The 22,465-nt window shown below is 60.1% G+C and carries 20 protein-coding genes; 12 read left to right on the top strand and 8 right to left on the bottom strand.

The features are described 5' to 3' along the window. Window positions 1–128 precede the first annotated feature (128 nt). Both ACEN83_RS29040 and ACEN83_RS29035 read right to left on the bottom strand, forming a co-directional pair. Window positions 129–767, bottom strand: coding sequence for a TetR/AcrR family transcriptional regulator (locus ACEN83_RS29040; protein WP_495579032.1), 639 nt, complete (start codon window positions 765–767; stop codon window positions 129–131). Between the two features lie 226 nt (window positions 768–993). Further along, a complete protein-coding gene (locus ACEN83_RS29035) occupies window positions 994–2,370 on the bottom strand; it encodes a glutamine synthetase family protein (RefSeq protein ID WP_015097275.1) in 1,377 nt (458 codons plus the stop codon). A gap of 667 nt (window positions 2,371–3,037) precedes the next feature. Here ACEN83_RS29035 and ACEN83_RS29030 point away from each other — a divergent pair. The 7 genes from ACEN83_RS29030 to ACEN83_RS29000 all read left to right on the top strand — a co-directional run bounded on the left by ACEN83_RS29030 (window position 3,038) and on the right by ACEN83_RS29000 (window position 11,479). Continuing rightward, window positions 3,038–4,396, top strand: a complete 1,359-nt coding sequence (locus ACEN83_RS29030) for a glutamine synthetase family protein (RefSeq protein ID WP_204929557.1) — start codon at window positions 3,038–3,040, stop codon at window positions 4,394–4,396. Between the two features lie 59 nt (window positions 4,397–4,455). Further along, a complete protein-coding gene (locus ACEN83_RS29025) occupies window positions 4,456–5,820 on the top strand; it encodes an aspartate aminotransferase family protein (RefSeq protein ID WP_495579031.1) in 1,365 nt (454 codons plus the stop codon). A gap of 188 nt (window positions 5,821–6,008) precedes the next feature. After that, complete coding sequence (locus ACEN83_RS29020; protein ID WP_104450197.1) at window positions 6,009–7,121, top strand: polyamine ABC transporter substrate-binding protein; 1,113 nt, start codon at window positions 6,009–6,011, stop codon at window positions 7,119–7,121. Window positions 7,122–7,362: 241 nt separating this feature from the next. Continuing rightward, window positions 7,363–8,460: a polyamine ABC transporter substrate-binding protein gene (locus ACEN83_RS29015; protein ID WP_007976363.1), complete on the top strand. Its 1,098-nt coding sequence runs from the start codon at window positions 7,363–7,365 to the stop codon at window positions 8,458–8,460. A gap of 72 nt (window positions 8,461–8,532) precedes the next feature. Next, window positions 8,533–9,675 (top strand): ABC transporter ATP-binding protein, encoded by a 1,143-nt coding sequence (locus ACEN83_RS29010; protein WP_007976366.1) that lies wholly within the window; start codon window positions 8,533–8,535, stop codon window positions 9,673–9,675. A 35-nt stretch (window positions 9,676–9,710) separates the two neighbouring features. After that, a complete protein-coding gene (locus ACEN83_RS29005) occupies window positions 9,711–10,592 on the top strand; it encodes an ABC transporter permease subunit (protein WP_177323535.1) in 882 nt (293 codons plus the stop codon). Continuing rightward, window positions 10,589–11,479, top strand: a complete 891-nt coding sequence (locus ACEN83_RS29000; protein WP_007976370.1) for an ABC transporter permease subunit — start codon at window positions 10,589–10,591, stop codon at window positions 11,477–11,479. Before ACEN83_RS29005 ends, ACEN83_RS29000 begins: the two co-directional genes overlap by 4 nt. Before the next feature lie 68 nt (window positions 11,480–11,547). Here ACEN83_RS29000 and ACEN83_RS28995 read toward each other — a convergent pair whose 3' ends face one another. Next, window positions 11,548–12,189: an HD domain-containing protein gene (locus ACEN83_RS28995; protein WP_495579030.1), complete on the bottom strand. Its 642-nt coding sequence runs from the start codon at window positions 12,187–12,189 to the stop codon at window positions 11,548–11,550. A gap of 352 nt (window positions 12,190–12,541) precedes the next feature. Between ACEN83_RS28995 and ACEN83_RS28990 the strand changes: the two genes are divergently transcribed. Beyond that, window positions 12,542–13,507, top strand: coding sequence for a GlxA family transcriptional regulator (locus tag ACEN83_RS28990; protein WP_495579029.1), 966 nt, complete (start codon window positions 12,542–12,544; stop codon window positions 13,505–13,507). Window positions 13,508–13,627: 120 nt separating this feature from the next. On the opposite strand, the gene ACEN83_RS28985 is transcribed toward ACEN83_RS28990, so the two are convergent. Next, entirely contained in the window at window positions 13,628–16,027 is a 2,400-nt protein-coding gene (locus tag ACEN83_RS28985) for a penicillin acylase family protein (protein WP_495579028.1), read from the bottom strand. A gap of 103 nt (window positions 16,028–16,130) precedes the next feature. Next, complete coding sequence (locus ACEN83_RS28980; protein WP_495579027.1) at window positions 16,131–16,712, bottom strand: DUF6436 domain-containing protein; 582 nt, start codon at window positions 16,710–16,712, stop codon at window positions 16,131–16,133. Window positions 16,713–16,809: 97 nt separating this feature from the next. Here ACEN83_RS28980 and bipL point away from each other — a divergent pair, with 97 nt between their 5' ends. Beyond that, window positions 16,810–17,757, top strand: a complete 948-nt coding sequence (gene bipL / locus ACEN83_RS28975) for a phospholipase BipL (protein ID WP_495579026.1) — start codon at window positions 16,810–16,812, stop codon at window positions 17,755–17,757. Between the two features lie 49 nt (window positions 17,758–17,806). Here the strand turns inward: bipL and ACEN83_RS28970 are convergent, their stop codons facing one another. Next, a complete protein-coding gene (locus tag ACEN83_RS28970) occupies window positions 17,807–18,559 on the bottom strand; it encodes a DUF2059 domain-containing protein (RefSeq protein ID WP_102699611.1) in 753 nt (250 codons plus the stop codon). Between the two features lie 108 nt (window positions 18,560–18,667). On the opposite strand from ACEN83_RS28970, the gene ACEN83_RS28965 reads away from it, so the two are divergent. Both ACEN83_RS28965 and ACEN83_RS28960 read left to right on the top strand, forming a co-directional pair. Continuing rightward, window positions 18,668–19,300, top strand: a complete 633-nt coding sequence (locus ACEN83_RS28965) for a 2OG-Fe(II) oxygenase (protein WP_007976386.1) — start codon at window positions 18,668–18,670, stop codon at window positions 19,298–19,300. A gap of 2 nt (window positions 19,301–19,302) precedes the next feature. Then, window positions 19,303–19,788 (top strand): 2-thiouracil desulfurase family protein, encoded by a 486-nt coding sequence (locus ACEN83_RS28960; RefSeq protein ID WP_495579025.1) that lies wholly within the window; start codon window positions 19,303–19,305, stop codon window positions 19,786–19,788. Window positions 19,789–19,897: 109 nt separating this feature from the next. Here ACEN83_RS28960 and ACEN83_RS28955 read toward each other — a convergent pair whose 3' ends face one another. After that, a complete protein-coding gene (locus ACEN83_RS28955; protein WP_495579024.1) occupies window positions 19,898–20,482 on the bottom strand; it encodes a transporter substrate-binding domain-containing protein in 585 nt (194 codons plus the stop codon). Between the two features lie 135 nt (window positions 20,483–20,617). Between ACEN83_RS28955 and ACEN83_RS28950 the strand changes: the two genes are divergently transcribed. Beyond that, the gene (locus ACEN83_RS28950; protein ID WP_102673493.1) at window positions 20,618–21,043 is read left to right on the top strand and encodes a DUF4399 domain-containing protein; all 426 of its coding nucleotides are present in this window, start codon (window positions 20,618–20,620) and stop codon (window positions 21,041–21,043) included. A gap of 122 nt (window positions 21,044–21,165) precedes the next feature. Here the strand turns inward: ACEN83_RS28950 and serA are convergent, their stop codons facing one another. After that, window positions 21,166–22,395 (bottom strand): phosphoglycerate dehydrogenase, encoded by a 1,230-nt coding sequence (gene serA / locus ACEN83_RS28945; protein ID WP_007976393.1) that lies wholly within the window; start codon window positions 22,393–22,395, stop codon window positions 21,166–21,168. Window positions 22,396–22,465: the final 70 nt, after the last annotated feature.

Raw genomic sequence — 22,465 nt, 5'->3', positions numbered from 1 at the left:
TTTTGTGCGTGTGTATCAGCGGTATTCGCGGCGCGGCTTTCGCGAGCAAGCCCGCTCCCACATCTGGAATGCATTCCCCTGTGGGAGCGGGCTTGCTCGCGAAGAGGTCGGCGTGACCAATAAAAATCTCAGGCTGGAACGCCGCGCTTGGGCAGATAGGGCGGCAGGTACAACCCCACATAAGCATCAAACACCCGCATCCCTTCCTCGGCCATGCGTGGCGTAATCTGCCCGTGCTGCTGCACCGAGCGCGCATACACCCGGTCGCCAAGCTCCATGGCCAGGGCGAACACGTCGACATCACTCGGCAGCGTCGGCAGTTCGAAGTGGTGATCGAACAACTTGTGCATCAACTCGCCCAGTTCGAGGTCGTGCTGGCGGTCGGCCTGGGTGACTTCGGTCAGGCCGTGCTGGGCCAGAATGAGTTGGCGGGCGGCGGCGTCCTCTGCGTAGATGTCGAGCATGCGTTGTTCCACCAGGCGCGACAGATCGCGCCAGCTGCCGAGGGCGTGATGATCGATGGGTGCTTGCAGGCACGCGCGGAAGGCCGCATGGACGTCGGCGGTCAAGGCTTCGAGCAACGCCGGCACGCTGGCGAAAAAATGGTAGACCGAGGAGGGCGGAATCTCCGCGCGCTCGGCGACACTGTAGATCGACAGACTGGCCACGCCCTCGGCGGCCAACAGCGTGCGGGCTGCATCGAGTATCGAATCGATCCGGGCCTGGCTGCGTGCGCGGGGTTTGCGGGGGGTGGCTACGCGTGTCATTGGAGTCTCCTGCGGGGCAGGGGGCATTGTACGAGTCGGGTTGTGTGTTGTCTGCCCGGACGCCATCGCGGGCAAGCCCGCTCCCACAGGGATTGGTTTCGTACACCCGATTTGTGGTCGACAAAGAACCCTGTGGGAGCTGGCTTGCCAGCGATCCGCCGCAGGCGGCCATAAAAAAACGCCGCAGGCTGTGAAGCCGGCGGCGTTTTTTCTCTACCGCAACTGCTTACACGGTATGCAGGTACCAGTTGTACTCGAGGTCGGAGATGGAGTGTTCGAACTCCTCCAGCTCGCTCTCTTTACAGGCCACGAAGATATCGATGTATTTCGGATCGATGTACTTGGCCATGACTTCGCTGTCGTCCAGCTCGCGCAGGGCATCACGCAGGTTGTTCGGCAGGCTTTGCTCGTTCTGCTCGTAGCTGTTGCCTTCGACCGGAGCGCCAGGCTCGATCTTGTTGACCAGACCGTGGTGCACGCCTGCCAGGACCGAAGCCATCAGCAGGTACGGGTTGGCATCGGCGCCGGCCACACGGTGTTCGATGCGCACGGCATCGGCGGAACCGGTCGGCACGCGAATCGCTACGGTACGGTTGTCCAGGCCCCAGCACGGCGAGTTCGGCACGTAGAACTGTGCGCCGAAACGACGGTAGGAGTTGACGTTCGGGCAGAGGAAAGCCATCTGCGCCGGTAGGGTCTCGAGCACACCGCCGATCGCGTGACGCAGTGCGGCGTTCTGCTCGGGATCCTCACTGGCAAAAATGTTCTTGCCGTCTTTGTCGAGAATCGAGATGTGGACGTGCAGACCATTACCCGCCTGGCCTGGGTAAGGCTTGGCCATGAAGGTGGTGTCCATTTCATGGTCGTAGGCGATGTTCTTGATCAGGCGCTTGAGCAGGACCGCGTAGTCGCAGGCCTTGATCGGGTCAGCCACGTGATGCAGGTTGACTTCGAACTGTGCCGGGGCACTTTCCTTGACGATGGCGTCAGCCGGAATGCCTTGCTCTTTGGCACCTTCCAGAATGTCCTGGAGGCAATCGACGTATTCGTCGAGGTCGTCGATCAGGTAGACCTGGGTCGAGTGCGGACGTTTGCCGGAAACCGGCGAGCGAGGTGGTTGCGGACGACCGTTCACGTTCTCCTGGTCGATCAGGTAGAACTCCAGTTCGAACGCGGCGCAGATGGTCAGGCCCATTTCGTCGAACTTGCGCACCACATTGGCCAGCACTTCACGCGGGTCGGCGAAGAAGGGCTCGCCTTCGAGTTCGTGCATGGTCATCAACAGTTGCGCGGTCGGGCGCTTCTGCCATGGCTCGTTGCACAGGGTATCGGGGATTGGATAGCAGATTCGGTCAGCATCACCGATGTCCAGGCCCAGGCCGGTGCTTTCCACCGTCGAGCCGTTGATATCCAGAGCAAATAGAGAGGCCGGCAGGTTGATGCCTTTCTCGTAAACCTTGTGGAGGCTGGTGCGTTCGATGCGCTTGCCGCGCACCACACCATTCATATCCGCAATCAGAAGGTCAACGTACAGAACCTCAGGATGTTCCTTAAGGAACGCGTTCGCTTCGTTAAGCTGAACGGCACGCGGGGGTACCGACATGATGCAACACCTTTGTTGTTAAAAATATCAATCATTGATCTTTTCTGGTTTCAGTCAACCCGAACGGCATGCCGAAGTCAAGCGAGGCCTTTTTTGCCCTAAAAAAGCACCCGTGTGGCTTTTTTGAGGCACTTTGGGGCGTTTTTATGCCCTTGGCCTCTATGGCGCCCGCAGGCTTGAGCGGGCCGTGTTGTATTTTTTACGGGGGTGTTGTGTAAAAAAATGAACAAGGCTAAGCTCGAATCAAACCCATAACAGCAATAATACCGGGGTGCTTCATGTCTCGCCTGCCGATAATCGGCGTCACCGACTGCTCAAGACAGGTCGGTCGACATGTTTATCACATCAGTGATGACACGTCCGTCCGTTCCGTGGTCCCGGCGCTTGCGGTGATCCTCCCATCCGCGACGGTTCAACCGTCCCCGTCCGATATTCTGGACGGTCGCGATGGCACCCCCATTACGGTTACTCCATTCAATATAGAACCGATTCACAATAGCGGCCTGACCATCGTTCGGGGCAACGCTCGTAATTCTGCACGCCCGGCCTCTGCGGCAGTGCTGGCAAACACGATAATCTGCCGCGCAAACGCTCTACAACGCGACGCCGATGCGTCAAACAACGCCTGACCTTAAAAGGGTCAGACAACTCAAGCCTAGAGGCATTTATGAGTAACAACCTCGACCAGCTCACCGATTGGTTGAAAAACCACAAGATCACAGAAGTCGAATGCATGATCGCCGACTTGACCGGGATTACCCGGGGCAAGATTTCGCCGACCAACAAATTCATCGCCGAAAAAGGCATGCGCCTGCCAGAAAGCGTTCTGCTGCAGACCGTGACCGGCGATTACGTCGAAGACGACATCTATTACGAACTGCTCGACCCGGCCGACATCGACATGATCTGCCGTCCCGACCAGAGTGCGGTGTACCTGGTGCCGTGGGCCATCGAGCCGACCGCCATCGTTATCCACGATACCTACGACAAGCAAGGCAACCCGATCGAGCTGTCACCGCGCAACGTGCTCAAGAAAGTCCTGAAACTCTATTCCGACAAAGGCTGGCAGCCCATCGTGGCGCCGGAAATGGAGTTTTACCTGACCAAGCGCAGTGACGACCCGGACTACCCGCTGCAGCCGCCGATCGGCCGCTCCGGTCGCCCGGAAATCGGTCGACAGTCGTTCTCCATTGAAGCTGCGAACGAATTCGATCCGCTGTTCGAAGACGTCTACGACTGGTGCGAACTGCAGGACCTGGACCTCGACACGCTGATCCACGAGGACGGCACGGCGCAGATGGAAATCAACTTCCGTCACGGCGATGCCCTGTCCCTGGCCGACCAGATCCTGGTGTTCAAGCGCACCATGCGCGAAGCCGCGCTCAAGCACGACGTGGCCGCGACCTTCATGGCCAAGCCGATGACCGGCGAGCCGGGCAGTGCCATGCACTTGCACCAGAGCATCATCGACATCGAGACCGGCAGGAACATTTTCTCCAATGAAGACGGGACCATGAGCCAGTTGTTCCTGCACCACATCGGTGGCTTGCAGAAACTCATTCCCGAGCTGTTGCCGCTGTTCGCCCCCAACGTCAACTCGTTCCGCCGCTTCCTGCCCGATACCTCGGCGCCGGTGAACGTGGAGTGGGGCGAAGAGAACCGCACCGTGGGCCTGCGGGTCCCGGATGCCGGGCCAAATAACCGTCGGGTGGAAAACCGCCTGCCGGGCGCCGATGCCAACCCGTACCTGGCGATTGCCGCGAGCCTGCTCTGCGGGTACATCGGCATGGTTGAAGGCCTGAATCCGAGTGCGCCGGTGGTAGGACGTGGCTATGAACGCCGCAACCTGCGCCTGCCGCTGACCATCGAAGACGCGCTGGAACGCATGGAAAACAGCGCGACCATCGAGCGCTACCTTGGCAAAAATTTCATCACTGGCTACGTCGCGGTCAAGCGGGCCGAGCATGAAAACTTCAAGCGCGTGATCAGTTCGTGGGAAAGGGAATTCCTGCTCTTTGCCGTCTGACACGCCGGGCGCCGCCGCTGTCTGGCGGCGCCTTCACCTGATTTTTTTAGGAGATTCACATGACCAGCAACAACCCGCAAACCCGTGAATGGCAAACCCTGAGCAACGATCACCACCTGGCCCCGTTCAGCGACTTCAAGCAGCTGAAAGAGAAAGGCCCGCGGATCATCACCAATGCCAAGGGCGTTTACCTCTGGGACAGCGAAGGCAACAAGATCCTCGACGGCATGGCCGGCCTGTGGTGTGTCGCGATTGGTTATGGTCGCGATGAACTGGCCGATGCCGCCAGCAAACAGATGCGCGAGCTGCCTTACTACAACCTGTTCTTCCAGACAGCGCACCCGCCGGTACTGGAACTGGCCAAGGCCATCGCCGACATCGCGCCGCAAGGCATGAACCATGTGTTCTTCACCGGTTCCGGCTCTGAAGGCAACGACACCATGCTGCGCATGGTTCGTCACTATTGGTCAATCAAGGGCCAGCCGAACAAGAAAGTCATCATCAGCCGCAAGAACGGCTATCACGGTTCCACCGTGGCCGGCGCGAGCCTGGGTGGCATGACGTACATGCATGAACAGGGCGACTTGCCGATCCCGGGCATCGTCCACATTGCCCAGCCGTACTGGTTCACCGAAGGCGGCGACATGACCCCGGAAGAATTCGGTGTGTGGGCGGCCAATCAGCTGGAAGAAAAGATTCTGGAAGTCGGTGTCGACAACGTCGGTGCCTTCATTGCCGAGCCGATCCAGGGCGCCGGTGGCGTGATCATTCCGCCAGACACCTACTGGCCGCGCATCAAGGAAATCCTCGCCAAGTACGACATCCTGTTCGTGGCTGACGAAGTGATTTGTGGTTTCGGTCGTACCGGCGAGTGGTTCGGCAGCGATTTCTACGGCCTCAAGCCGGACATGATGACCATCGCCAAGGGCCTGACCTCGGGCTACATCCCGATGGGCGGCCTGATCGTACGTGACGAAGTGGTGGAAGTCCTGAACGAAGGCGGTGATTTCAACCACGGCTTCACTTACTCCGGTCACCCGGTGGCGGCTGCGGTGGCGCTGGAAAACATCCGCATCATGCGCGACGAGAAAATTATCGAGCGCGTCCATGCAGAAACGGCACCGTATTTGCAAAAGCGTCTGCGGGAACTGAACGATCACCCGCTGGTGGGTGAAGTTCGCGGGGTCGGTTTGTTGGGGGCCATCGAACTGGTCCAGGACAAGGCCACGCGCAAGCGTTACGAGGGCAAGGGCGTCGGCATGATCTGCCGCCAGTTCTGCTTCGACAACGGCCTGATCATGCGCGCCGTCGGCGACACCATGATCATCGCTCCGCCACTGGTGATTACACCGGCGGAAATCGATGAGCTGGTGACCAAGGCTCGCAAGTGTCTTGACCTGACCCTGAGTGCATTGCAGGGCTAAGTGCTAGGCTCTGAGCGGAAGTCCGAAGTTCTGCATATGAAGTAGGAACTTTCGCTCAGAACAGTCAGAAAGCGTGGCCGTTTCCTTGAAAGACTGATGTGGATCTTGCCAGACTAGCCGCGGTTCCAGTTGCCCGGGTTCGGTCGCTGAACAAGTGGTTCAAAAAAGAAAAATTTGGAGCATTACGCATGAAGGCACTAGGTAAAAAGCTCGCTGGCAAGACTCTGCTTGCCATGTCCGTGATGGGGTTGATGGCGGGCGCGGTTCAGGCCGATGACAAAGTACTGCACGTGTACAACTGGTCCGACTACATCGCACCGGACACCGTCAAGAAGTTTGAAGACGAGTCGGGCATCAAGGTTGTCTATGACGTCTTCGACAGCAACGAAACCCTGGAAGCCAAGTTGCTGGCAGGCAAGTCCGGCTACGACATCGTCGTACCATCGAACAACTTCCTGGCCAAGCAGATCAAGGCTGGGGTCTACCAGAAGCTGGACAAGTCCAAGCTGCCTAACTGGAAGAACCTGAACACCGACCTGCTCAAGGCCGTTTCCGTGAGCGACCCGGGCAACGAGCACGCCTTCCCGTACATGTGGGGTTCGATCGGTATCGGCTTCAACGCCGAGAAGGTCAAGGCAGCACTGGGTGCCGACGCACCGGTCGATTCCTGGGACCTGATCTTCAAGCCTGAAAACGCCGCCAAGCTGAAAGCGTGCGGTATCAGCCTGCTGGACTCGCCAACCGAGATGATTCCGGTGGCGCTGCACTACCTGGGCCTGCCAACCGACAGCCAGAAGAAAGAAGACATCGACAAGGCTGAAGCGCTGATCATGAAGGTCCGTCCTTCGATCGCCTACTTCCACTCGTCCAAGTACATCTCGGACCTCGCCAACGGCAACATCTGCGTGGCCGTGGGTTACTCGGGTGACATTTACCAGGCCAAATCCCGCGCTGCCGAAGCCGGTGACAAGGTGAAAGTCAGCTACAACATTCCGAAAGAAGGTGCCGGCAGCTTCTACGACATGGTCGCCATCCCTAAAGATGCCGAAAACGTCGAAGGCGCCTACAAGTTCATGACCTTCCTGCAGAAGCCGGAAATCATGGCTGAAATCACCAACGCCGTGCGTTTCCCGAACGGTAACGCGGCTGCAACTCCGTTGGTCGACAAAGACATCACCAGCGACCCGGGCGTTTACCCGCCGGCGGACGTGCTGGCCAAGCTGTACGCGATTGCCGACTTGCCGGCCGCGACCCAGCGGATCATGACCCGCAGCTGGACCAAGATCAAATCGGGTAAATAAGTAAAACCCCTGTAGGAGCGAGCCCGCTCGCGATGGTCGTTAACGATAACGCTGGGTGCCTGGCACCCCGCGGTGCTCTCAGGTTCATCGCGAGCGGGCTCGCTCCTACAGGTATCTGTATAAAAGTTTTGCTGGAACGGTTTTTCGAGGGTAAGTTGCGCGCCGGTTTTGTTGCTGGGCAATCACGGTTGTCATGTAACGCGGGGCAACTTGGGCCCAACTAATTTCAGAGGACCTCCACGTGCCTATTTTTTCTTTGTTGCGCAATGCCATGCTGGTGGGCGCCGGGCTGACGATTGCCGTCAGTGTCCAGGCCGCCGGCACCGTGCATATTTATAACTGGTCGGATTATATCGGCGAGAGCACCCTGGCGGACTTCCAGAAAGAGACCGGGATCAAACCGGTCTACGACGTTTTTGATTCCAACGAAACCCTGGAAGGCAAGTTGCTGGCCGGGCATACGGGGTATGACGTGGTCGTGCCGTCCAATCACTTCCTCGGCAAGCAGATCAAGGCCGGCGCTTTCCAGAAGCTCGACAAGTCGCAGCTGCCGAACTATTCGAACCTCGACCCGGTGCTGCTCAAGCGCCTGGAGCAGAACGATCCGGGCAACCTGTACGCCGTGCCGTACCTGTGGGGTACCAACGGCATCGGTTACAACGTCGACAAGGTCAAGGCCGTGCTGGGTGTCGACAAGATTGACTCCTGGAGCGTGCTGTTCGAGCCAGAGAACATCAAGAAGCTGCACAAATGTGGCGTGGCGTTCCTCGATTCCGCTGATGAAATGATGCCGACGGTCCTTAACTACATGGGCCTGAACGCCAACAGCACCAACGAGGAAGACTACAAGAAGGCGACCGCCAAGTTGCTGGCCGTGCGGCCCTACGTCACCTACTTCAACTCGTCCAAGTACATCACCGACCTGGCCAACGGCGATATCTGCGTGGCGGTCGGGTTCTCCGGCGACATCTTCCAGGCCCGCAACCGTGCCCAGGAAGCCAAGAAAGGCATCAACATCGCCTACGCCATTCCGAAAGAAGGCGGCGCTCTCTGGTTCGACATGCTGGCGATTCCGAAGGATTCGGCCAACCCCAAGGAGGCCCACGCGTTCATCAATTACTTGCTGAAACCCGAGGTTATCGCCCAGGTCAGTGATTACGTCGGCTATGCCAACCCTAATCCGGGGTCGGACAAACTGATGGAACAGTCCATTCGCACCGACGAAGCGGTTTATCCACCGCAAGAGGTGCTCGACAAGACCTACGTGTCCGTCGAGTTGCCACCGAAGATTCAACGCTTGATGACCCGCAGCTGGACCATGGTCAAGTCGGGTAAATAGTTTCAAGGCTCAAATATCCAAGGTTGGCTCACCTTGAGCGAACTGCACTCTTTTTTTCTGGGAGTTTCGTAAATGGCAGTTGCCTCCGGCGCCTATAAGAAAGCCCTCGAGGGCGACCAGCAACCTAAACAGGTGCTGGTCAAAATCGACCGGGTCACGAAGAAGTTCGACGAGACGATTGCCGTGGACGACGTGTCCCTGGAAATCAAGAAAGGCGAGATCTTCGCCCTGCTCGGCGGCTCGGGATCGGGCAAGTCCACATTGCTGCGCATGCTCGCAGGTTTCGAACGGCCCACGGAGGGGCGCATTTTCCTCGATGGCGTAGACATCACCGACATGCCGCCCTACGAGCGGCCGATCAACATGATGTTCCAGTCCTACGCCCTGTTCCCGCACATGACCGTGGCCCAGAACATCGCCTTCGGCCTCAAGCAGGACAAGCTGCCGGCCGCCGAAGTCGATGCGCGGGTGGCCGACATGCTCAAGCTGGTGCAGATGAGCCAGTACGCCAAGCGCAAGCCGCACCAGTTGTCCGGTGGCCAGCGTCAGCGTGTGGCCCTGGCTCGTTCCCTGGCCAAGCGACCGAAGCTGCTGCTGCTCGACGAACCGATGGGCGCCCTGGACAAGAAGCTGCGCTCGCAGATGCAGCTGGAGCTGGTGGAGATCATCGAGCGCGTCGGCGTAACCTGCGTCATGGTGACCCACGATCAGGAAGAGGCCATGACCATGGCCGAGCGCATCGCGATCATGCACCTGGGCTGGATCGCCCAGATCGGCAGCCCGATCGACATCTACGAAACCCCGACCAGCCGCCTGGTCTGTGAATTCATCGGTAACGTCAACATCTTCGACGGTGAAGTGATTGACGACGCCGAGGGCCACGCGATCATCACCTGCAAGGACCTCGACCGGAAGATCTATGTGGGCCACGGCATCAGCACCTCGGTGCAAGACAAATCCGTGACCTACGCGATCCGTCCGGAAAAACTGCTCGTGACCCCGACCATGCCGACCTGCGAATACAACTGGTCCAGCGGCAAGGTGCACGACATCGCCTACCTCGGCGGCCACTCGGTGTTCTACGTCGAATTGCCGAGCGGCAAAATCGTCCAGTCTTTCGTCGCCAACGCCGAGCGCCGTGGCCAGCGGCCGACCTGGGGTGATCAGGTCTACGTGTATTGGGAAGACGATAGCGGCGTGGTGCTTCGCTCATGAACATGCGCAAATTCAAACGCCGACTCAATCGAATAATTCCCGGTGGCCGTCAGATGGTCATCGGGGTTCCCTTCATCTGGCTGTTCCTGTTCTTCATGCTGCCGTTCTTCATCGTACTGAAGATCAGCTTCGCCGAAGCGGACGTGGCCATTCCTCCCTACACCGAAATCTACAGCTACGCCGAGCAGAAGCTGCAGTTGCTGCTTAACCTGGGCAACTACGCGATGCTGGCCGGTGACGAGTTGTACATCGCCGCTTACCTCGGCTCGTTGAAGATGGCGTTTTTCAGCACCATCCTCTGCCTGCTGATCGGCTACCCGATGGCCTACGGCATCTCCGTTGCCCGCAAGGAAGTGCAGACGGTGCTGGTGCTGCTGATCATGATGCCGACCTGGACCGCGATCCTGATCCGCGTGTATGCGTGGATGGGCATCCTCAGCAACAACGGCCTGCTCAACGGTTTCCTGATGAGCATGGGCTGGATCAACGAGCCGCTGCAGATCCTGAACACCAACCTGGCGGTCTACATCGGTGTGGTTTATTCCTACCTGCCGTTCATGATCCTGCCGCTGTACGCCAACCTGGTGAAGCATGACCAGAGCCTGCTGGAAGCCGCGTCGGACCTGGGTTCGAGCACCTTCAACAGCTTCTGGAAAATCACCGTGCCGTTGTCGAAAAACGGCATCATCGCCGGCTGCATGCTGGTGTTCATCCCGGTGGTGGGTGAGTTCGTGATCCCGGAACTGCTCGGCGGCCCGGAAACCCTGATGATCGGTAAAGTGCTCTGGCAAGAGTTCTTCAACAACCGTGACTGGCCGGTGGCGTCTGCCCTGGCGGTGGTGATGCTGGCGATCCTGATTGTGCCGATCATCCTGTTCAACCGCAGTCAGGCCAAGGAAATGGAGGGTAAAGAATGAAGCGCTTCCGTTTCTCGAGCCTGATGCTGGTAGTGGGTCTGTTGTTCATCTACCTGCCGATGCTGATCCTGGTGATCTACTCGTTCAACGCCTCGAAACTGGTGACGGTGTGGGGCGGCTGGTCGATCAAGTGGTACGTCGGCCTGCTCGACAACTCGCAACTGATGGGTTCGGTGGTGCGCTCGCTGGAAATCGCCTGCTACACGGCGGTGGCGGCGGTGGCGCTGGGTACCCTGGCGGCGTTCGTCCTGACGCGTATTACGCGCTTCAAGGGCCGTACCCTGTTCGGTGGCCTGGTGACCGCGCCGCTGGTGATGCCTGAGGTGATCACCGGTCTGTCGCTGTTGCTGCTGTTCGTGGCCATGGCGCAGATGATCGGCTGGCCGCAGGAACGCGGCATCATCACCATCTGGATCGCCCACACCACGTTCTGTGCGGCCTATGTGGCGGTGGTGGTCTCGGCACGCTTGCGCGAGCTGGACCTGTCCATCGAAGAAGCGGCCATGGACCTGGGCGCGAAACCGTGGAAGGTGTTCTTCCTGATCACCATCCCGATGATCGCACCGTCGCTGGCAGCGGGCGGCATGATGTCGTTCGCCCTGTCGCTGGATGACCTGGTGCTGGCGAGCTTCGTGTCGGGCCCGGGGTCCACGACCCTGCCGATGGAAGTGTTCTCGGCGGTACGTCTTGGCGTGAAACCCGAGATCAACGCCGTGGCCAGCCTGATCCTGCTGGCGGTGTCGATCGTGACTTTCCTGGTCTGGTTCTTCAGCCGTCGCGCCGAAGAAGGTCGTCGTCGTGCCATCCAGCAAGCGATCGAAGAAGCGGCCGCCGACTCGTGGAAGCAACCGGACGTGCGTCGCGCGCAGGCACCGGAAGCGGCTTGACAGCAAAAGATCGCAGCCTGCGGTGGCGCTGTAGGAGCTGCCGCAGGCTGCGATCTTTTGATTTTTGGTCAGGTCGCCCAAGGAGATTGGCGAATGACCTCGACGAAATTCATCGGCTTGAATCCCGGCTCCCGATCCACCAGCACATCCGTCTTCACATTCCCGAACGTAGTCTGCGGACGATGACGCAAGCCATCGGCAAACGCGCAGATGATGCACTCCTTGAACCCCTCACCCCGTGGATGCGCATGCACCACCGCTTCACGCTGCACGCTGGAGAACGCCGCGTAGTCCATGCCCAGCACGTCCATCTCGACACCCGCCGTTACCAGTGCCACGGTGGGCCGCAAGTGTTGAGGAACGCCCGGTGTGGTGTGCAGGGCAATCGATAGCCAGACCTGTTCGATATCGTCGTCGCTCAGCCCGTAAGGCTTGAGGAATGCGGCTGCCGCATTGGCGCCATCGACTTCAAAACGCTCGTTGTCGCTGCGGTGCCCCTCCACCAGGCCCAGGTCATGGAACATCGCGCCGACATACAGCAACTCCGGGTTGTAGGCCAAGTGCTTGCGCTCACCGCTCAAGGCGCCGAACAGAAAGACCCGACGCGAGTGGTGGTAGAGCAGATCCGATTCGATGTCACGGATGTATTCGGTGGTGGCCTTGGCCAGCGCACTGTCGGGGATCCTGATGCCGGCGATGGTGGTGCTCATGGAGTTTTCCTTGTCGTGAACGCCTGGGTGGCGCTGAGGGTTTCAGTCTGTTCCGGCCCCTGAGTCCGGACAATCGCGCCATGGCTGCGATCCCGGCCAATGAGCATTCATATCGCGCCAACCTCGCTTGTTGCGCACGGATTGGCTAGGGTTGCTCGCACTAAGCCCGCTTTTGTGGCGAGGGGGCTTGCTGTGGCGAGGGGGCTTGCCCCCGTTGGGTCGCGAAGCGGCCCCAATGCTCATTCAGGTAAACCGCGTTCAAGCGGTTTACGACTGCTGCGCAGCCGAACGGGGGCAAGCCCCCTCGCCACAGGTACGCGTCAATCCTGATTCATTGAAGGCGTTTCGAACCATGAGTAAAACCATCGCCATCGTGGTCTTCGCAGGCGTCCAGTCGCTGGATGTCACTGGCCCCATGGATGTGTTTTCCGAGGCCAATCGATTCCTTGCCCCGCAGGATCACTATCGGCTGGAGGTGATCGGCGTCGAGCACGGGATGATGGCGTGCTCCAACGGCTTGTCACTCAATGCCCATCGGCATTTCAGCGAAGCGCTCGAGGCGTACGACTTGTTGTTGGTGGCTGGCGGGCCGCAATTGCCGTTCATGAGTTTCGGCCTGGCGTTCGACACCTGGCTGCGCGGGGCCTGCGGGCGGGCGCAGCGGTTCGGCTCGATCTGCAACGGTGCCTTCATGCTCGCCCGCGCCGGGTTGCTGGAGGGGCGCACGGTCACCACGCATTGGCAGGACGCATCGGATCTGGCGGCGCTGTGCCCCTCGTCCCGCGTGGAAGCGGATCGACTGTACGTTGAGGACGGAGACCTGTTCACCTCGGCCGGGGTTACAGCGGGGATCGATCTGTCGTTGTATCTATTGGGCCGGGATCACGGACCGGAAGTGGCGCTGAATGTCGCCAAGCGGCTGGTGGTGTTCACCCAGCGTTCAGGCGGGCAGTCGCAGTTCAGCCCGTTCCTCACGCCCCACGCCGAACCGGACTCGGCGGTGGCGATGGTCCAGCATTACGTGCTGGCCAACCTGACGGGCGATTTGGCCATCGCCGACCTGGCCAATGCGGCCAACATGAGCGCGCGCAATTTTTCCCGGGTGTTTGCCAGGGAAGCGAAAATCACCCCGGCCGAGTTCGTCGAACGCGCGCGGGTCGATGCGGCGCGGGTGATGCTCGAAAGCACTCGTGCGCCGCTCAAGACTGTGGCCTATCAATGTGGATTTCGCGATGCCCAGCACATGCGCAGTGTGTTCAATCGCAGGCTGGGGGTGACGCCGCAGCAGTTTCGGCTGAATTTTGCGGCGATGGTTTGAGCTGAAATCTTTGTTGCCTGTGAGGGCCTCTTCGCGAGAAAGCCCGCTCCCACAGGGGGAACGCATTTCAACTGTGGGAGCGGGCTTGCTCGCGAAGGGGCCGGTCCAGTCAGCAAAAGTTTATGGTGCGGCCCGCGCCGGCAACAGCTTCAACGTACTGCGCGTATTGGCCGTGACTTCTTCATCATTGAGATGCGCCTGGAAGTACATCCCCTCGATGTAGGCCTCGGCCTGATCATCATAGTGACTGTCGAACACTACGCCGCTCTGGCCAACCGGGTTGACGGTCAGGCTGTGGGCCGGGTCGGCGAAGTCGATCAGGCGCCGGGTCGAAGGGCCGTAGGTGACGGGCCAGGGTGCCGGGCCAATTTTCGCCGAGAGGTTGTTCGGCACTTCATGGCTGCCGGGTGCGGCGAAGGGGCCGACATTGAAGACCAGGTCCAGCGGCTTTTGCTGCCCCAGCGGATGACCATGGGTCAAGGTGTGCGCGCTACCCCACTGCCATTGCGAGGCGTCTGCGCCGAGGGTGCTCTTGAGGTGGGCGAGGCTGGCTTGCCAGGCGGCCTTCACCGTGTCGGCGCGGGTTTCCTTGCCGAGGGTGCTGCGGTTGTCCCACCACGGTGAATCGGCGCTGGCAGCCAGGCGGGGGAGCGCGGCGTCGATCACCCGGGTCGAGAGCAGTGTTTCGAAGAAGTCGTTACCCAGTTCGTCGTGCATCGTCGCGTCAGCCAGGTTGAACAGGAACTGGTTGAACAGCGTGGCGCTGGTGGAATCGAGCGGGTAGTCGCCTTTCCACTGGGCCAGTTGCTCCACCAGTTTGAGTTCGGCGGGGTCGCTCACCACTTCGCGCAACACCGGCAGCAGCGGCGCCAACAAGCGCGGGCCGTAGGCGGTGGTGGTGCCCAGCTGCAGTTTCTGGCTGTTTTCCAGGTCCCATTTGATGGCTTTGTCGCTGAGCTGGCGATTGAGCTGCTGGCCACGATCGGCAAGGTTGTAATAGCCGGGAATCTCCATGCCGGTCGGCGACACTGGCTGGAAGTTGGCCGAGACGATGTAACCCCGCGCCGGGTTTTCTTCCTGAGGGTTGGCGCTGAACGGGTAGAAGCCATCCTTGTCGGCCTCGGCGGTGCTGCCGTCGAGGATGAACCATGGGCGTACACCCGCCGGGCGTTTCGGCAGTTGCGCCGCCGCCCACCAGCCGATGTCACCCTTGGCATTGGCCCATACGACGTTCAGGCCCGGTGCCTGGATTTTTGCTGTGGCACCTCGGGCCTTGACCAGGGTGTCGGCGCGGTTGAGTTGGTAAAACCCGTCCAGAATCGGGTTCTGGCTTTCGAGAAACGCCCACCACATCGCAATCGGTGTCTTGCCGGCGCCGCTGCCCAAGGCATCGTTGACGATTGGGCCGTGGGGCGACTGGCGCAGCACCAGCGTCACCGGGTCCTGGCCCTTGACCGCAATCTTCTGTTCGCTGGTGACCATGTCCACCCACTTGCCGCGATACCAGACCTGATTGGGATTGTCCGGGTTGACCTTCTCGGCGATCAGGTCGAGGTCGTCGTTCTGGAACATGGTGATGCTCCAGCCGAAGTCGTTGTTCATGCCCAGGGAGGCGAACGGCATCAAGGCCTGGTAATGCCCGTAGAGTTCAAAGCCCGGCGCGGAGAGTTGTGCTTCGTACCACACCGATGGCGCGGAAAAACGGATATGCGGATCGCCCGCCAGCAGTGGCTTGCCGCTTTGGGTCCGGCTGCCCGCGACGACCCAGGCGTTACTGCCCTCGAACTGGGGCAGGCCGTTGTCAGCCAAGGCCTGTTCGCTCAGGCGGGCGAGGGCGTTGAGGTCTTTCCAGTCGGCCCTGGCCAGGGAAGGTGCGGTCCCGTCGAGCACACCTTTGGGCTGCCAGTCGAGATCGAAAACACTCAGGTAGTCGGGGCCCAGTTGATCGCGCACGAATGTCAGCAAGGGTTCGGTACGAAATGCCGCCGCAAAACTGTAGGCCATGTAACCGGCGATGCTGATGGTGTCCTGGGCGGTGAACGGGCGTTTTGGAATGCCCAGCACATCGAACTCCACGGGTTTGGCGTGGCTGTCCTGATACTGGTTGATGCCGTCCAGATAAGCCTGCATGGCGATGAAAGAGGGTGACTGTTTGTCGAGATTGGCGAAGTAGGTTTCAGCGCGTTCGCGAATGCGCAGGCTGCGCATCAGTTTGTCGGTGTCGAGCAGCTTCGGTCCGAGCACCTCGGCAAGTTCGCCACGGGCCAGACGACGCAGGACTTCCATCTGGAACAAGCGGTCCTGGGCATGCACGTAGCCGAGCGCGCGGTACAGGTCGGGTTCGTTGTCGGCGCGGATATGCGGAACGCCGCGCTCGTCGTAGCGCACGGTGACTGAGCCTTGCAGGTGTTGCAGTTCGACCATGCCCTGGCGTGACGGCTGCTTACTGTAGAGGTACCAGCTGGCTCCGGCGGCCAGCACGACGATCAACAGCGCGAGAGCGGTCAGGCTGCGTTTCATGGGGATTCCTTGTTGTTATTGTGATTCCAGGTGCCACTGTTTAACACGGCGCGCCGGCTTGGCGCATCGCCCGTAGGAGGGATTCGTATGGGCGTGTCTTTGCCTACTTCGCCGGATCGACAGGCCACGGGCAGTAACACCCCACCGCCAGTGTGTGCGTGGCACTCACCGCTCGGCCTTCATCGAGCGCTTGCAGGATGGGTTCGATAAAGCTGTTGCTGGAATTGCAGGTCAGGCCCTCGCTGTAGGGGCCGAAGTACGCCAGTTTGCCGCTGCGATCCCAGATTGCCACGACCGGGCTGGCGGGGATCTGTTCGGAACCGGGCAAGACGTCGATGGTTTTCAGGCGGCTCAAGGTGCCTGGTAACTGGCCATGGCTACCGGGTTTTTGCACGGTATAGAATTCCACGCCGTGGGGGACATAGCGCTCGACCAGTTCGGTCAGGTGTTGTTGATTGCCGACGTTGCATGGGCAGGCCGGGTCCCAGAAATGCACCAGGCGGATGGCGCCAGGGCCTGCGAGGTCATCGGGAAGGCGCAGCGGATCACCCGAAAACATTGCCGTGTGCTCGCTGAACGCCCGCAGGTAACGCCCCTGGAACCATTCGTAGGCCGCCCACAATACGCCGGCACACACCACGGCGAGCAGGCTGGCAAACAGGGTGGCGCGAAAGGGCGGGCGCATCGGTTCAATCCTCGAAGGTCGGCTAGCTTGCCATGCTTGCCGCGACAGAAGAATATCGCAGGCCTATAAAGTCCGTTTCACGCTCTGGAACTCGTCCATGCCGGCCACTTTCGACCCTGATCTTCTACGTGCAAGTCTGCTGCCACTGGCGGCCGGGCAGCCGTTGTCGGCGCAGGCGAAGGCCTACCAGCAGTTCTACGGACTGGATTTTTCATCGCGTCAGGTGCGCAGCGGTCTTGGGCGCTTCGAGGTCGATGGATATCAGCTGGTCAGCCAGTTCTGGTGGCCCGAGCGGGCGAAGGCGACGCTGTTTGTCATCCACGGTTTCTACGACCACACCGGGCTCTACCGGCATGTGATCGAATGGGCACTGGACCAAGGCTTTGCGGTGATTGCCTGCGACCTGCCGGGGCATGGCTTGTCCAGCGGCGAGCGGGCGAGCATCAAGGATTTCGCCGAGTACCAGGACACGTTGCAAGGGTTGTTCAGCGAGGCGCAATCCCTCGATTTACCGCAACCGTGGCACCTGTGCGGGCAAAGTACCGGTGGGGCGATCGTGATCGATCATGTGTTGAATGCGGGGGCGAGCAGCCCGGCCCAGGGGCAGGTGATCCTGTTGGCACCCTTGGTGCGGCCGCGCGCGTGGGGTTGGTCGCATCTGAGCTATTACGTGCTCAGGCCGTTCGTCAAAGCCATCGCCCGGCGCTTCAGCGAGAACTCCAACGACCCGGCCTTTCTGCCGTTCCTGCAAGCCGATCCGTTGCAGCCGCTACGTCTGCCGACGGCCTGGGTGGGCGCGCTGGCACGCTGGATCAAACGCGTTGAAGCGGCGCCTGTCAGCACCAGGCGGCCGCTGATCGTGCAGGGGCAGGCGGACATGACCGTGGATTGGGAGCATAACCTTGAAGTGTTGCGGGGCAAGTTTGATAGGCCGCAGGTCTTGATGTTGCCCGAGGCGCGGCATCATCTGGCGAATGAAACACTGGCGATGCGCACGGAGTATTTCGGGTTTTTGAGCAGGCGGATGAGTCGTCAGAATCGGTAAGCAAGATCAAAAGATCGCAGCCTTCGGCAGCTCCTACAGAGCGATCTTTTCACTGGGTCAGGTTCGAATTGCTCTGCCCCACCGCCAACCCCGCGCGAATCGCCGCCAGTGCCGCCTGATAGTAAGCCTGGCCTTGCGTCGATTCGGCAAAGGTCGCGAACTCTTCCAGCTCGTCGTCCGACAGGTCGCGATAGACATACAGCAGCGTGTTGTTCAGGTCGCTGCCAATCTGGTCCATCAGGCGCTGGCGCTGGCCGTTGAGCATGCCCTGGGCCTGACCGGCACCGAGCAATCCCGGGATCATCGAACTCAGGCTGTCGGCGGCCACACCGGCAATCGCCAGGCTGACTTCCGCGCCAGCCTCGCGAGCAGGCAGCGCTTGTGCCAGATGGCCGATGATCAAAAGGCGGCTGTCACTGGCCTGCATCTTTGGCAAGCCCTTGGCATTTTTCGCCAGTTGGTCGCGACGGGTCGCCAGCAACTCGGCAGCGACGATCTTCTTGCCCAGAGGCGACTGGAAAAACGTCAGTGCAGGTTTTGGATCGGCGAGGTTCTTGCGCAATTGCGCTTCGGCGCGCTGGTCCACGGCCTGGGCGGAAAATCGCTGATTGCTGTTATTGACCAGAGCCTGATACACCGCCGGAGGCAGGCTGCCCTGATAGCGTTGCTGGGCTGCCGAGAGGGCGTCGTTGAAATGCGCGCGTTGTTCCGGCCAGCCGGCGACCTTGTACAACTGGTCGTGGCCGTCTGCCCAGGCGGGCAAAACGCAGAACATCAGCAGTGATAAAAGCAAACGGCGCATAGGGACTCCTGTCAGCAGGCGACTATTCTCCGTGTGGTATCCGTACTTGTCGAGAATTCGTATCAACCCGCTGCGCGGCTCTGTCGGATTTTCGGGCACAGGAATACTATGCGCGGCATGCAAATATCCTCTGATCACCCGCTGCTGTTACGAATCGTCGACGACCTGGCCGAGCACGGCTGGTCGCAGCAGAATATTTTCCTGCCTCAGGACCTGACCCGAGCGCTGGCGGCCGAGTGTCGCAAGCGGGCTGCCGAGGGTGAACTGGCTCCGGCCGCCGTGGGGCGTGGGCCGTCGTCGGAGATTCGCGAAGGGATTCGTGGCGACCATATCCAATGGATCGACCCCGGCCAGGCCGAGGCTTGCGACAGCTATCTGAGTTTGATGGACAGCCTGCGCGAGGCGATCAACCGCGGTCTGTTTCTTGGCCTGGAGGATTTCGAAAGCCATTTTGCGATGTACCCTCCCGGGGCGTTCTACCTCAAGCATGTCGATCGCTTTCGCGATGACGACCGGCGCATGGTTTCGGCGGTGGTTTACCTCAATGACGGCTGGCTTCCCGAGCACGGCGGCTCGTTGCGCATGTACCTCGACAACGATCGCGTCCACGACGTGCAGCCTACCGGCGGCTGCCTGGTGGTGTTTCTCTCCGGAGAGGTTCCCCACGAAGTCCTGCCCGCGACCCGCGATCGCCTGTCGCTGACGGGCTGGTTCCGGCGGCGCGGCAACGAGCCGTTCTGATCATGCAGAAAATTCTCGTCAGCCGCTGCCTGTTGGGTCACCGCGTTCGTTACGACGGCGGGGCCAGCGGGCCGTTCGATCAGCTTCAGCAATGGCTCGACGAAGGTCGGATCGTGCCGTTGTGCCCGGAGGTCGCCGGTGGCTTGCCAACGCCTCGGGCGGCAGCGGAAATTCCAGGCGGGCAGGGCGCGCAAGTCCTCGATGGCCAGGCCTCGGTGATCACGACCGAGGGCGAGGACGTCAGTGCGCAGTTTTTGTCGGGGGCGTATCAGGCGCTGGAACTGGTGCAAAAACACGGCATCCGCGTTGCCGTCCTCAAGGCCAACAGCCCGTCCTGCGGCAATCTGCTGACCTATGACGGGACGTTCAGTGGTGTGAAGGTCAGTGGCGAGGGCGTGACGGCGGCGCTGCTCAAGCGTTATGGCGTGCAGGTGTTCAGTGAGCTGGAGTTGCCGCAAGCGGCGCAGGCCTTGGCAACACTGAGCTAACCACCTGCACACAACCTTGTAGGAGCTGGCTTGCCAGCGATGACGGTGTAACAGGCAACATAGTCGTTGAATGTCATGGCCTCATCGCTGGCAAGCCAGCTCCTACAGGTTATTGTTTCGGTACCACATCCGCCCCCGCCCCCAACCACTTCTGCTCCAGCGCGTGCAGTCGCCCATCATCCTTGATTCGCTGCAAGGCGTTTTCCAGGCTGGCATGGAACGCCGGATTCCCCTTCTGAAACGGAATCGCCAGGCTCACGGCCGGGTTGGTTTTGGGTTTCTCTTCAGTCAACGACTGCACCAGCAGAATGGAGCGCGGCTCTTCTTTCTGCGCGATCAATTGCGCATGGGCTTGGACGTAGGGTTCGCTGAAATCGAAACGATCACTGAGATCCGGGGTCACTGCTATGTGGTTGATAGCGATGTCGTATTTGCCGCTTTCGACGCCGGTCAGCAGATCGCTGCCGTCGGTGACGACAAAGTCGGCCCGGACATCGAGTTCACTTGCCAGCAGTTGGCCCAGTTCGACTTCGAAGCCGGTGAGCTTGTCGCCATCCTTGTAGTTGAAGGGGGGAGTGTTGGCTTCAACGGCTATGCGCAACTCGCCCCGGTCGTTGACGTCATCAATCAGTTCGGCATGAGCCAAAGGGCTCAGAAGGGGTAGCAGGCAGATCAGGCCAGGCAGAAAGCGCATGGTCACTCCTTTGAATTTATTATCGCGACCCTCTGATTCAGGCTCGCTTTGCTATGGTTGTCGAGTGCCTTCGACAACGAATGGCCATGAAGTTGTCATGGTCACGCGGATTTTACGAAAAAACTGGAGAAGAGAATGAAAACCTTTATGTCACGTGCTGCTTTGGCTGGCCTGTTGATGGGTGTTTCGGTGCTGGCCAGTGCTGCAACGCCGGCTCCGAAAGGCGCCGAAGTGTCCATCGTGTCTCCCAAGGACGGCGCGAATGTTCCACAGACTGTGGTCGTCAAGTTCGCTGTTGAGAATATTGCCTTGGCACCGGCGGGCGATACCACCAAGAACACCGGTCATCACCATTTGCTGATCGATGTCGATGAGTTGCCGGCCGCCGGAGCGCCGATCCCCAAAGATGCCAATCACCAGCATTTCGGCGCCGCGCAGACCCAGGCTGAAGTAACGCTCACGCCGGGCAAACACACCCTGCAGCTTGAACTGGGCGATAGCAACCACATGCCGTTCGATCCGCCGATCGTTTCCGAGAAGATCACCGTCAATGTGAAATAAAAAAGGGAGCCCGCTTCGCTGGGGCTCCCTTTTTTATAGTTGCAAGCTGCAAGCTATAAGCTTCAAGTCAAAGCGAAAACGAACTCAACTTGCCGCTTGAAGCTTGCCGCTTGTAGCTGCTTTTAGAACAACACCCGGCTACGGATGGTGCCTTTGACGTGTTGCAGCTTCTCTTGCGCCAGGTCCGAGTACTCGGCGTCGACGTCGATGACCACGTAGCCAACCTTCTCGTTGGTCTGCAGGAACTGACCGGAGATGTTGATACCGTTTTCGGCGAAGACTTTGTTGATCTCGCTGAGTACGCCCGGAATGTTTTCGTGGATGTGCAGCAGGCGGTGCTTGCCAGGGTGAGCCGGCAGGGCCACTTCCGGGAAGTTCACGGACGATACCGAGGTACCGTTGTCGCTGTACTTGACCAGTTTTTCCGCGACTTCCAGACCGATGTTGGCCTGGGCTTCAGCGGTAGAACCACCGATGTGCGGGGTCAGGATCACGTTGTCCAGGCCACGCAGCGGGCTTTCGAATTCTTCGTCGTTGGAGCGTGGCTCCACCGGGAATACGTCGATGGCCGCGCCGATCAGGTGCTTGTCCTTGATGGCGGCAGCCAGGTGGTCCAGTTCGACCACGGTGCCGCGGGCGGCGTTGATCAGGATGCCGCCTTTCTTGATGGCACGGATTTCTTTCTCGCCCATCATCCACTGGGTGGCGGCGGTTTCCGGTACGTGCAGCGAAACGATGTCGGACATCGCCAGCAGCTCGTGCAGGTTGCCTACCTGGGTGGCGTTACCCAATGGCAGCTTGGTGATGGTGTCGTAGAAGTACACCTGCATGCCCAGGCCTTCCGCCAGGACCGACAGTTGAGTACCGATCGAGCCGTAACCGACGATGCCCAGCTTCTTGCCACGGATCTCGAAGGAGTTGGCCGCGCTCTTGATCCAGCCGCCACGGTGGCAGGAAGCGTTCTTCTCAGGGATGCCGCGCAGCAGCAGGATCGCTTCGGCCAGCACCAGCTCCGCTACGGAACGGGTGTTGGAGTAGGGCGCGTTGAACACCGCGATACCGCGTTCGCGGGCAGCGTCCAGGTCGACCTGGTTGGTGCCGATGCAGAAACAGCCGACCGCAACCAGCTTCTTCGCGTGATCGAAGATCTCTTCGGTCAGTTGAGTGCGCGAGCGAATGCCGATGAAGTGAGCGTCAGCGATCTTTTCCTTGAGCTGGGCTTCCGGCAGAGAACCCGTGAGGTACTCGATGCTGGTGTAGCCCGCCGCCTTGAGGACGTCGACAGCCGATTGGTGGACGCCTTCGAGAAGAAGGAACTTGATCTTGCTCTTATCGAGAGAAGTCTTGCTCATCTGCGTAAACCTGTATCCCGGAGAAAATTGGCAGGGAAGGGAGCAGCCCAGAGCTGACCCGGACGGCAAG

The sequence above is a fragment of the Pseudomonas sp. Pseusp49 genome (assembly GCF_059491875.1).
This window is presented reverse-complemented; position numbering and strand designations above follow the sequence as displayed.

Coding starts and splice junctions, on each gene's coding strand:
- ACEN83_RS29040 (WP_495579032.1), bottom strand. CDS start 767: ATGACACGCGTAGCCACCCCCCGCAAACCCCGCGCACGCAGCCAGGCC.
- ACEN83_RS29035 (WP_015097275.1), bottom strand. CDS start 2,370: ATGTCGGTACCCCCGCGTGCCGTTCAGCTTAACGAAGCGAACGCGTTC.
- ACEN83_RS29030 (WP_204929557.1), top strand. CDS start 3,038: ATGAGTAACAACCTCGACCAGCTCACCGATTGGTTGAAAAACCACAAG.
- ACEN83_RS29025 (WP_495579031.1), top strand. CDS start 4,456: ATGACCAGCAACAACCCGCAAACCCGTGAATGGCAAACCCTGAGCAAC.
- ACEN83_RS29020 (WP_104450197.1), top strand. CDS start 6,009: ATGAAGGCACTAGGTAAAAAGCTCGCTGGCAAGACTCTGCTTGCCATG.
- ACEN83_RS29010 (WP_007976366.1), top strand. CDS start 8,533: ATGGCAGTTGCCTCCGGCGCCTATAAGAAAGCCCTCGAGGGCGACCAG.
- ACEN83_RS29000 (WP_007976370.1), top strand. CDS start 10,589: ATGAAGCGCTTCCGTTTCTCGAGCCTGATGCTGGTAGTGGGTCTGTTG.
- ACEN83_RS28995 (WP_495579030.1), bottom strand. CDS start 12,189: ATGAGCACCACCATCGCCGGCATCAGGATCCCCGACAGTGCGCTGGCC.
- ACEN83_RS28990 (WP_495579029.1), top strand. CDS start 12,542: ATGAGTAAAACCATCGCCATCGTGGTCTTCGCAGGCGTCCAGTCGCTG.
- ACEN83_RS28985 (WP_495579028.1), bottom strand. CDS start 16,027: ATGAAACGCAGCCTGACCGCTCTCGCGCTGTTGATCGTCGTGCTGGCC.
- ACEN83_RS28980 (WP_495579027.1), bottom strand. CDS start 16,712: ATGCGCCCGCCCTTTCGCGCCACCCTGTTTGCCAGCCTGCTCGCCGTG.
- bipL (WP_495579026.1), top strand. CDS start 16,810: ATGCCGGCCACTTTCGACCCTGATCTTCTACGTGCAAGTCTGCTGCCA.
- ACEN83_RS28970 (WP_102699611.1), bottom strand. CDS start 18,559: ATGCGCCGTTTGCTTTTATCACTGCTGATGTTCTGCGTTTTGCCCGCC.
- ACEN83_RS28965 (WP_007976386.1), top strand. CDS start 18,668: ATGCGCGGCATGCAAATATCCTCTGATCACCCGCTGCTGTTACGAATC.
- ACEN83_RS28960 (WP_495579025.1), top strand. CDS start 19,303: ATGCAGAAAATTCTCGTCAGCCGCTGCCTGTTGGGTCACCGCGTTCGT.
- ACEN83_RS28955 (WP_495579024.1), bottom strand. CDS start 20,482: ATGCGCTTTCTGCCTGGCCTGATCTGCCTGCTACCCCTTCTGAGCCCT.
- ACEN83_RS28950 (WP_102673493.1), top strand. CDS start 20,618: ATGAAAACCTTTATGTCACGTGCTGCTTTGGCTGGCCTGTTGATGGGT.
- serA (WP_007976393.1), bottom strand. CDS start 22,395: ATGAGCAAGACTTCTCTCGATAAGAGCAAGATCAAGTTCCTTCTTCTC.